Source organism: Nocardia sp. JW2, assembly GCF_051843015.1.
Classification (GTDB): Bacteria; Actinomycetota; Actinomycetes; order Mycobacteriales; family Mycobacteriaceae; genus Nocardia; species Nocardia coubleae.
The window spans coordinates 48,841-57,845 of record NZ_JBPXLK010000031.1; the positions used below are offsets into that span (position 1 = coordinate 48,841).

General features: G+C 65.6%; 6 protein-coding genes. 1 reads left to right on the plus strand and 5 read right to left on the minus strand.

Annotated features, from left to right (window positions below):
- Positions 1 to 39 precede the first annotated feature (39 nt).
- The 4 genes from ACSVDM_RS27985 to ACSVDM_RS28000 all read right to left on the minus strand — a co-directional run bounded on the left by ACSVDM_RS27985 (position 40) and on the right by ACSVDM_RS28000 (position 6,115).
- A complete protein-coding gene (locus ACSVDM_RS27985) occupies positions 40 to 1,131 on the minus strand; it encodes an NAD-dependent epimerase/dehydratase family protein (protein WP_439268774.1) in 1,092 nt (363 codons plus the stop codon).
- Positions 1,128 to 2,420, minus strand: a complete 1,293-nt coding sequence (locus ACSVDM_RS27990; RefSeq protein WP_439268775.1) for a CaiB/BaiF CoA transferase family protein — start codon at positions 2,418 to 2,420, stop codon at positions 1,128 to 1,130. Before ACSVDM_RS27990 ends, ACSVDM_RS27985 begins: the two co-directional genes overlap by 4 nt.
- 4 nt (positions 2,421 to 2,424) lie before the next feature.
- Positions 2,425 to 3,672 carry an acetyl-CoA hydrolase/transferase family protein gene (locus tag ACSVDM_RS27995; protein WP_439268776.1) on the minus strand — a complete coding sequence of 416 codons (1,248 nt, stop codon included), beginning with the start codon at positions 3,670 to 3,672 and terminating at the stop codon, positions 2,425 to 2,427.
- Positions 3,673 to 3,781: 109 nt separating this feature from the next.
- Positions 3,782 to 6,115, minus strand: coding sequence for an ATP-binding protein (locus ACSVDM_RS28000; RefSeq protein WP_439268777.1), 2,334 nt, complete (start codon positions 6,113 to 6,115; stop codon positions 3,782 to 3,784).
- 286 nt (positions 6,116 to 6,401) lie between these two features.
- Here ACSVDM_RS28000 and ACSVDM_RS28005 point away from each other — a divergent pair, with 286 nt between their 5' ends.
- The gene (locus ACSVDM_RS28005) at positions 6,402 to 7,151 is read left to right on the plus strand and encodes an alpha/beta hydrolase (protein ID WP_439268778.1); all 750 of its coding nucleotides are present in this window, start codon (positions 6,402 to 6,404) and stop codon (positions 7,149 to 7,151) included.
- 25 nt (positions 7,152 to 7,176) lie between these two features.
- On the opposite strand, the gene ACSVDM_RS28010 is transcribed toward ACSVDM_RS28005, so the two are convergent.
- Entirely contained in the window at positions 7,177 to 8,529 is a 1,353-nt protein-coding gene (locus ACSVDM_RS28010) for an SLC13 family permease (RefSeq protein WP_439268779.1), read from the minus strand.
- Positions 8,530 to 9,005: the final 476 nt, after the last annotated feature.

Below are 9,005 nucleotides of genomic sequence, written 5' to 3' on the forward strand. Positions count from 1 at the left end.
GGTCTGTGTCCGATCAGCCAGTCCTTCGTCGCCTGCATTTCAACGCCGCGTCGTAGCGGTTTCCTTCTTCGGATGCGCGTACGGATGGCTGTAGCGCACTCCTGCGAAGGGGATGTCCGCGGCCTGGGCTGTCAGGTTGTCGAGGAGCGCGATGTACGCGTCCTCCGCGGCGTAGTCGAAGGGATCGCCGATCTGGGACTCGGCCTGCCCGCCCCGCACCAGGGGATGCCGGAGGTAATAGTCGACGGTGCGCCGCACACCCTCCTCGAAGCTCACCACGTCGGTGTATCCGAGCTCGGTGCGGATCTTGCCCGTGTCGATCAACATGTGATGGGTCGTGGGCGGCAGACCAGTCCGGGTGAAGTTCAAGTCGCGGTTCACACCCCACCAGTAGGCGGGTTTGCCCATGGTGTCGGGGAAGTTCGCGAGGGTGACCTCGGTTCCCATGGCGCGCGCGATCGCGTGGACCACCACAGCGTCCGGTGGCGTGTACTGATCGGCGACGTTGTACAACTGGCCCGCCGAATTCTCGGGTCGGTCCACACAGAGCAGGACGGCATTCGCGGCGTTCTCGACGTAAGCGCGCGTCTCGAGGGTGAGTCCCCCGTTGAGGACCGGAATCCGATTGCGCCCGTCCAGAATTCGGCGCATGACGCTCCACTCCCGCGGGGCGAGTTGCCGGGGCCCGTACAGGCACGGGTACCGCAGATGGGTGATGTTGTATCGCCCGGTTCGGTGTGCCTCGGTGAGGATCGCTTCGGTGCGCACGATCTGATCGACGAGTTTGTTCCCCTGCTTGCGCGGCGCGTTCTCGTCGGACGGGTGCGCCTGGTTGTCGCCGTAGGCCGAACCACCGACGGTGATCAACCGCTCCGTGACCCCTGCCAGCGCGTCCACGTAGAGGCGGAGACGTCCGTATGTCGCCACCACCAGGTCGTACCGTCGGCCCCGCAACTCCGCGGTCAGCGCTTCGGGAAAATGCGGGTCGACATGGATGTGTTGGACGACTTCCGGCAAGTCGATCTCATGCTTGCCGGTGTGCAGGATCGTCGTCTCGTAGCCACGATCCAGGAGTCCGTCGACGATGAAGGGTCCGGTGGGTCCGGTACCGCCGATAACAAGTGCTCTCACGATGCAGTCCTCCATGTCGGTTCGGTCGGGCCCGCCGTCGGCCGCGTGTGGTGTTGCGCGGGCAGGCGCACACGGTGGCTGACAGCTCCACGTTCCCGCAGTGCGGTGATCTCGTCCCCGCTGTACCCGGCCTCGCGCAGGATTTCGTCGGTGTGTTCGCCGAGATCAGGGGCGTACCCGCGCGGGCCGGTCTCGGCGCGGGCGAATCGAATCGGGTTGTTCGGAGCGCGGTAGCTGCCGTGGACCGGGTGGTTCAGGCTGATCACCGAGTCGTTGGCGCGGGTCTGTGGATCCTCGATGGCGTCGGCGAGCGAGTTGATCGGCCCGCACGGCACACCGGCGGCTTCGAGCTCGGTGAGCCAGAATTCGGCGGGGCGAGTGACGAAGAGGGCCTCGAGTCGGCCACACAACTCTTCCCGGTTGTCGACCCGTCCGGTGTTGGTGGTGAATCGCGCGTCGTCGAAGTCGTCGTATCGGTCGAGCACCGATAGCAGCTTCTGCCAGAACTTGTCGCTGAGACAGGCCAGTACGAAGTACCTGTGGTCCGATCCGAGGAACGGCTGGTACGGCACCAACTGCGGATGACCGCCACCCTGGCGACGAAACGGAATCCCGGTCTTGTCGTACACGGTGAGATAGTTGGCGAAAGTCGCGATCTGCCCGTCGAGCAGGTTCAGCGTGAGCTTGTCGCCGTGGCCGGTGCGGTCCCTTGATCGCAGCGCCGCGCAGACGCCGAAGCCGAGCAGGAAAGAGACGACGAAGTCGGCGATCGGTACCCCGACCTTCACCGGCCCGCCGTCGACTTCGCCGGTGACGCCCATCAGTCCGCTCATGGCCTGCGCGAGAATGTCCATTCCCGGCTGGTCGGCGCGCGGCCCCGTTTCGCCGAATGCGGTGATCGAGCAGTAGATCAGGCGATCGTTGAGCCGCCGCAGCGACTCGTAGTCCACGCCGAGGCGCCGCACCGCGTCCGGCCGGAACGCGACGACGAACACATCGGCCTCCCGGACCAACCGGGTGAGCACGTCGAAACCGTGCTCGCTCTTCAGATCGAGGGCGATCGAGCGTTTGCTGCGGTTCACCCCGAAGAAGTAGGCGCTCTCCCCTTCACCGAAAGCGTCGTCGACATAGCGGAAGCTGTCACCCTCGAGCGGCTCGACCTTGATGACGTCGGCGCCGAAATCCCCGAGCAGCGACGTACCGTAGGGCCCCGCTCCTACTTGGGACAGGTCGATGACCCGTACGCCGGACAGGGGTCTCTCGGCACCGATATCGGTCGGGTTATTCATTCGATCAGCGTTGTGCGACATTGTTTTTCGATTCCTCGCGGTCGGGTTCATAGGGCAGGCGCGTGCGCAACGCGTCGCGGTGTTCCGGAGCCGCCACCGCGATCAGGCGCTCGGCTCGCTCACGGAGACTCGTCCCCCGGATGTCCGCGATGCCGTATTCGGTGATCACCAGGTCCACATCGCTCTGCGGTGAGGTCACCGGTCCACTCAGACTGCCGACGATCTGGCTCGTTCCGGCCGGGTTCCTGGCGGGCACGGCGACGACGGCGAGCCCGGACTTCGCCGCCCGGGTGGCGCGGAAGGTGTCGACCTGGCTGCCCACCGCACCGATATAGGCCCCGTTGATCATCTCGGAGTTCACCTGTCCGAGGAGATCGACCTCGAGCGCCGAGTTGACCGCGACATAGGGATCGCACCGGGCCACCGCCGCAGCCGACACCAAGTCGGTGATCGGCATGAACTCGATCGCGCGGGCATCCTGGACGAACGCGTACAGTTGCGCGTCACCCAGTGCCATTCCGGCCACGCAGGAGCCTTCCGCGGTATCGAGCGCGCCCGCGGCACGCAGGTCGAGCAACCAGTTTCCGACCAAGCCCGACCGCACCCGCAGTCCGCGGTGACCGCGCAGCGCGGCGGCGATGGCACTGGCCATCGCGCCGATGCCCAACTGCACCGAGGCGCCGTCGGGAATCACCGACGCCACCTTGCGGGCCACCGCGTGATCGGTCGACGTCGGCTCCCGCGCCGGGGTACCGGCGAGCGGGCGATCAGTGGTGATCGATGCGGTGATCCGCGAGCTGTGCAGGCGTAGCGACGCCCGGGTGAACGGCATGTTCTCGTTGATCTCCGCGATGATCACCGGGCTGGACTGGGCGGCTTGTGCCACGTAGTCCAGCGACGTGCCGAAGCTGTGGTAGCCGTCCGCGTCCGCCGGTGACAGTTGGACCAGGACTACGTCCGCCTTCAGCGGCCCGGTGGTCACGAGGTGACCGAGCTGGCTGTAGTGACACGGGAGGATCTCGAGCAGGCCTTCACGTGCCAGCCGCCGCATGGGTCCGTGGGCCGAATAGGTCAGAACTTTCGGGTGTTCCGGGGTGACCTTCGCCCAGGCGTCGGTCAGTGCGTAGCCGACGACCGCGGTCACTCCGTCGATGTCCTGTGTCGCCTCGATGAGGTGGGCGACGAGTTCTCGCGGCTCCGCGGCTGCCTGGCCGACGACCACGGTGTCGCCGGGCCGGAGGAACTCGGCCAAACTGAAATCCCCGGGCGGCCGATATGACGTGTTCATAGCTACCAGCCTGGGGGAACGAGGCGCCGAGTACTCGGGGGTGAATACCCGAACAGGTACCTGTTTTCGGCGTTCAATCCGGGCGTCGACGGTGCTCGGTCACCCACGCCGCGATCTGGGCGCGCGAACGGAACCCGAGTTTGGTGAGTATCCGCTCGACGTGACCTTCGGCCGTTCGCCGCGCGATCGTCAGTTCGTCGGCGATCGCCCGATTGCTCAGACCTGCCGCGATGAGGTCGGCGATCTCGCTCTCCCGTCGGGTGAGCCGGATCGGCGAGGACGGTGTCCGCGTAGCCACCGATCGGGGTCGGCCACCGAGCGCGTATTCGACGGCCTCCGCGACGGTGAACGCCGCGCCGCGGCCGAACGCGGTCAGGTATCGGGGCTCGCTCAGCGCCTGGCGGATCGCGTCACCGATCGGTTCGGTTCCGAGACTGCGAACCACAGCGTGAGGGAAAGGCGCCGCGGTGGCGCGCCATGCGGAGTCGGCGGCGCCTCGGAGCGTGGCGGCGCGTTCGTGGTCGCCCACCGAGGCGGCCGAAAGGGCCAGTCCTTCACAGCACATCGCGATACCCGCGACGAACCCGAGCGCGTCGTACAACGGCAGGGCTTCCCGCAGTCGCGCGGTTGCGCGTTTCTGGTCCCCGTCGCGCCAGTGCTGAAGCCCGTCGATCCACAGTCCGCTGGCGATCCGATACGGCGAGCCGTGCTGGGTGGCCAGGGCCAACGACGCACGCGCGAACTCCGCCGCCCGGCCATCCGCCATCCCCAGAGCCGTGACCGCCGCCCGGTACAGCGCATCGCAGGCGGCGGCCGCATTGCCCGAGTCGAGCGACACGGCGACGGCCTCCTGCGAAAGCCGCAAGGTTCGAGCGCTGTCGCCGCCATGGAAACTGGCTCGGGCCATACCGCACGCCGCATCGGCACCGAGCTCCCGAAGGCCGAGCTCCCTTGCCAGCGCGGCGGCTTCGGTCGCTCGTCGCTCCCCCATGGCGCCGTCCCCCATGAGCGATGCGGCATAGCTGCACGCGGCCAACGCCCGCACCCTGATCTCGCTCGGCTCCACGTCCAGGTCGAGGGCGCAGTCGAGCCACCGGTACTCCTCGACGACGAAGCTGGCTCCGACTCGATACAGCTGCAGCGGCGCCACGATCTCCAACACCGCTGTGTAGTCGCGCAATTCGGCCTGGCAGAACTGCACCGCGGCCCGGATGTTCGCATGCTCTCGGCGCACCCGGCGAGACCATTCCAGTTCGCGCGGGCTGAAGTACTCCGTCCGTCCGCACAACGCGAGCACACGGAAGTAGTCGCGGTGGCGTAAACGCACGGAGTGCTCCGCACCGGACTCGCTCAGCCGCTGCGCGCCGAATTCACGGAGCAGACCGAGCATCTGCAGTCGGGCGGTCCGCCCGTTCGCGGCACCGTGCCTGGTCACGATCGACTTGTCGACCAATCCCGCGAGCAGTTCGAAGATCGTCTCCCGTCGCACAGGATCGCCGGAACAGATCTCCTCGGCGGCCTCGACGGTGAACCCATCCGAAAACACCGACAGGCGCGCCCACAGGACCTGTTCGGCGGGCGAGCACAGCCGGTAACTCCACGCGACAGCCGATTCCAACGTGCGATGACGCTCGGGTGTGGTGCGCAGGGTGCTGGTCAAGGAGTGCGGCGAATCGTCCAGTCGGGCCAGAATGTCCTCGAGGGAGAACGCCCGCAGGCGGGCGGCGGCGAGTTCGATGGCCAGCGCGATTCCGTCGAGGCGCTGACAGATCCTGATGACCAGTTCCCGGTTGGTGTCCTCGACAGCGAAGCCGGGCAGAGCCGCCGCCGCACGCTCCCCGAACAGGGCGACAGCATCGGAGCCCGCGGCCGTCGGCCGGTCCACCGTCGGCATCGACAGCGGCGGAACCGCGAGTACGAGTTCGCCTTCGACGCCGAGCACCTGTCGGCTGGTCGTCAGGATCCGAAGGGTCGGCGCGGCCGCGAGCAGGTCGTTCAGCAGGGCGGCCACCGGTTCGACGAGGTGCTCGCAGTTGTCGACGATCAGCAGCAGTCGCCTGCCGCGCAGATACTCGGCCAGGTCGAGCGCCGGTGCGGTCGACGTGTGAAACCGCCCGAGCGCCGAGCCGATTGCCGAGGGGATTAATTCGCCCTCGGTCATGTCGGCGAGCTCGACCAGCCATACCCCGTCGGGGAACGCGCGTCTGACCTCGGCGCCGATGGTGCGGGCCATGCGCGATTTACCGACGCCACCGGGCCCGGTCAAGGTCAACAGGCGGGCGGATCTGAGCAGCCTCGTCGCTTCGGAGAGCTCGGCTCGGCGACCGACGAAGCTCGCGGCTTCGGCGGGCAGGTTCCCTCGGCCGTGCCTGGCGAGCTCGCCCATTCCCGGTGTAGACGCGGGCATCAGCCGTCCTTTCCCCAGGTCGGCGGGGGAAGCACCAACCAGGCGGTATATATTGCATATTATGTTCCCAGCCACCAGCGATTTGGAAGCTTGGCGACCGGATCTACGCGAGATGGTCCCCGCCACGAGATCGTTCACGCTGCGCTCGGAGGAAGTCGACGCCACCTTCGGAGTGTGGGTGACGGTGCCGCCAGGATACGGCGATGGAGACGACGCGTTTCCGGTCGTCTACGTACTCGACGGCAACACTCAGCTGGCCCTCACCGCGCCTCTCGGAGTGTCGATGATGCTGTCGTCGGTGAATCCGATTCGGCCGTACATCCAGGTGACCATCGGCTACGTCGGCGAGGACGCGAGGAACTTCCTCCGGGTGCGCAATCGCGATCTGGTCCCCCCTGGCGAGCCGTATCCCCACCAGATGGCAGATCATCTTCACCCTCGCGTCGACCTGGGCATCATCACCGAAGAGCAGTTCGCCGCTCTGCTGGAGGATCTCGACCAGTCCGCGGCTGACCGGTTTCTGAACTTCGTCCAGCACGAACTACACCCACGAATCGCCGCGCGGTGGCGCGTGGATTCCACCGATGTAGGGCTGTTCGGCTATTCCTACGGCGCGCTGTTCTCGATGTACGCCTTCGTCACCGCCAGCCCGCTGTTCTCGGTGATCGGAGCCGGTAGCCCCGGGATACTCTCGCCCGACAGCGAGATCTTCCGACACTACGACCGGCGGATCGCGGAAGCCGACCGTACCTCGACAGCACGTTTGCATCTGACGATCAACGACAGCGAGTTGACCAGCGAGTTCCCTCTCTACCGCGCCCTCGCCTCCCAATACCTGTCGCTGGCGGACCGGATCCGCCGAACGCCGTTGCCCGGCATGCGCGTCACCGCGGAGGTTGTTCGCGGCGAGACCCACGGCACCGGCATCGTGGACGCCTTCCGCAGTTTCATACGGTCGTGCTACTCGGTCCGAGGACAGTCCGCAGGGTCGGAGATCGCGTGGGAACCGGCGGACCGACCTGCTCCGACGCGCTGACGAGTCGCCGTCCGAGCAACCGACGCTAGAGGGAAGTGGGTAAGACGACGAGTGCCCATACGAGAAGCGGAGCGAACAACACGACGATGCCGCAGTAGCTCAACATCTTTCGTTGGAATCGAGTTTTGTTCTCGACCTCGGCGTTCGCCAGAATCATGACGCCGTGCAGGGAGAACGGACTCACGTCGACCACGGTGGCCGAGAAGACGATAGCGGCGACAAAACCCAGCACACCCACCTCACCGCCGAGCAGCAACGGCATTGCCAGTGGCACAGCGATGCCGATCGTCGCCGTCGACGAGGCGAACGCCGAGAGAACAGCCACCGCGTAGCACAGGATCAGCGCGGTGAACAGCGGGGCCACAGCCGCCGAGGCCGCGTCACCCGAGAAGTCCAAAGTCCCGTTCTTGGTCAGAACCGCCATATAAGTCAGCATTCCGCAGACGAGAATCACCGCGGGCCACGCGACGTTGTCCACGATCTTGGGATGCGAGTTGGGCGCCATCAGCAACAACACGGCGCTCACACAGACTGCGCTGACACCGATGTCCAACCCGAATCCGATCGAACCAACCGCGAGGAAGACAAGCCCGGCCAACGTCGCGTATTGATAGCGATCCAGCCGGGGAACCGCTGGGGCCACAGCGACAACTGACTCGACCTTGGTCGGACTCGACACGGTGGTTCCACCACCAAGTGCCGCGACCACGGGAGTCGAGGACGGCACTCCTCCGATTTCATCGGGTGCGCTGATTCCCTCGTCATCGCCGGACCCGTCACCGTTGCGCATGAGGTCACGACCGAAGATCACGAACAACACCGCGGCGATCGCCAGATTGAGCACAAAGGGAACCAGGAAGATCAGGCCTGGATTCGTCGGCAGGCCCGCCGACTGCATGATCCCGGTGACCAGCGCGCCGTACAGATTGATCGGGGAGAACACGCAGGCGAGCCCGCCGTGCGTGATCATCATGCCCATCAGAAACGGGTTGATGCGGTTTCGCGCCGCGAGCGGCATCGCGATGGGGGCGAGCATCCCCACTGCGAGAACCGCCCCCATGGCCATGAGAAGTCCGGACAGCGCGAACAGCATCCACACGATCGCCCAGCGTCTACCGCGTACCAGGTGGAGACATCGCGCCATGATGTAGTCGAGCGTGCCGTTCGCCTTCGCGATGGCGAAGAGAAGAGTAATTCCTCCGACAATAATGAACGTTCCCGCGGGAAAGGCGTCGACGACATCCGAGATCGGGATGGAAGAGACCCAGGCGCCGACGATGAACGCGGCCGCAAACGCAAGCACTCCCATATTTATCGAGGTAATGGACGCAACGGTGAAAATCAACACCAGAATCAGACCAGAAATCGCATAGACCATACCCAGATCCTTTCGCGAACAATTCTATTGAGCTCGAAGCTCGAATCGCATGCTCTCTGCTACAGCCCCCACCGCTCGAACGTGATCTGAATCATCATTCGGCACCATCCGGTAGTCAACTGACGAGTTCCGAATCGTCTGTTCGAAGGAAACGAATCGCCGCCGCGACGGTCTTCGAATCCGAGGTGCGGCGCTGAGCCGATTTACGGATTCGCCCTCCCCCACACCGCACGTCATATATTATATTTGAAAAACCGGAGTGGCCCCGGCCCCTCGCATCCACACTTTTCCTCGCCCCGAGAAAGAACGAGCATGACCGCCCTGATTTTTGACGCCGCGAGTTATATCGGCGGCCGCTGGACCTGCGGTGACGCGGACCCGATCGCATCGATCAACCCCGCGACCGGACTCCAGGTGGCACTCACCCCCACCACCGGCCCCGCCCAGGTGACCGAGGCCGTCACCGCCGCCCGACG

Excerpts from the sequence above, each read along its gene's own strand:
- ACSVDM_RS28010 (WP_439268779.1), bottom strand. The coding sequence starts at position 8,529 with ATGGTCTATGCGATTTCTGGTCTGATTCTGGTGTTGATTTTCACCGTT.
- ACSVDM_RS28000 (WP_439268777.1), bottom strand. The coding sequence starts at position 6,115 with ATGCCCGCGTCTACACCGGGAATGGGCGAGCTCGCCAGGCACGGCCGA.
- ACSVDM_RS28005 (WP_439268778.1), top strand. The coding sequence starts at position 6,402 with ATGCTGTCGTCGGTGAATCCGATTCGGCCGTACATCCAGGTGACCATC.
- ACSVDM_RS27990 (WP_439268775.1), bottom strand. The coding sequence starts at position 2,420 with ATGAATAACCCGACCGATATCGGTGCCGAGAGACCCCTGTCCGGCGTA.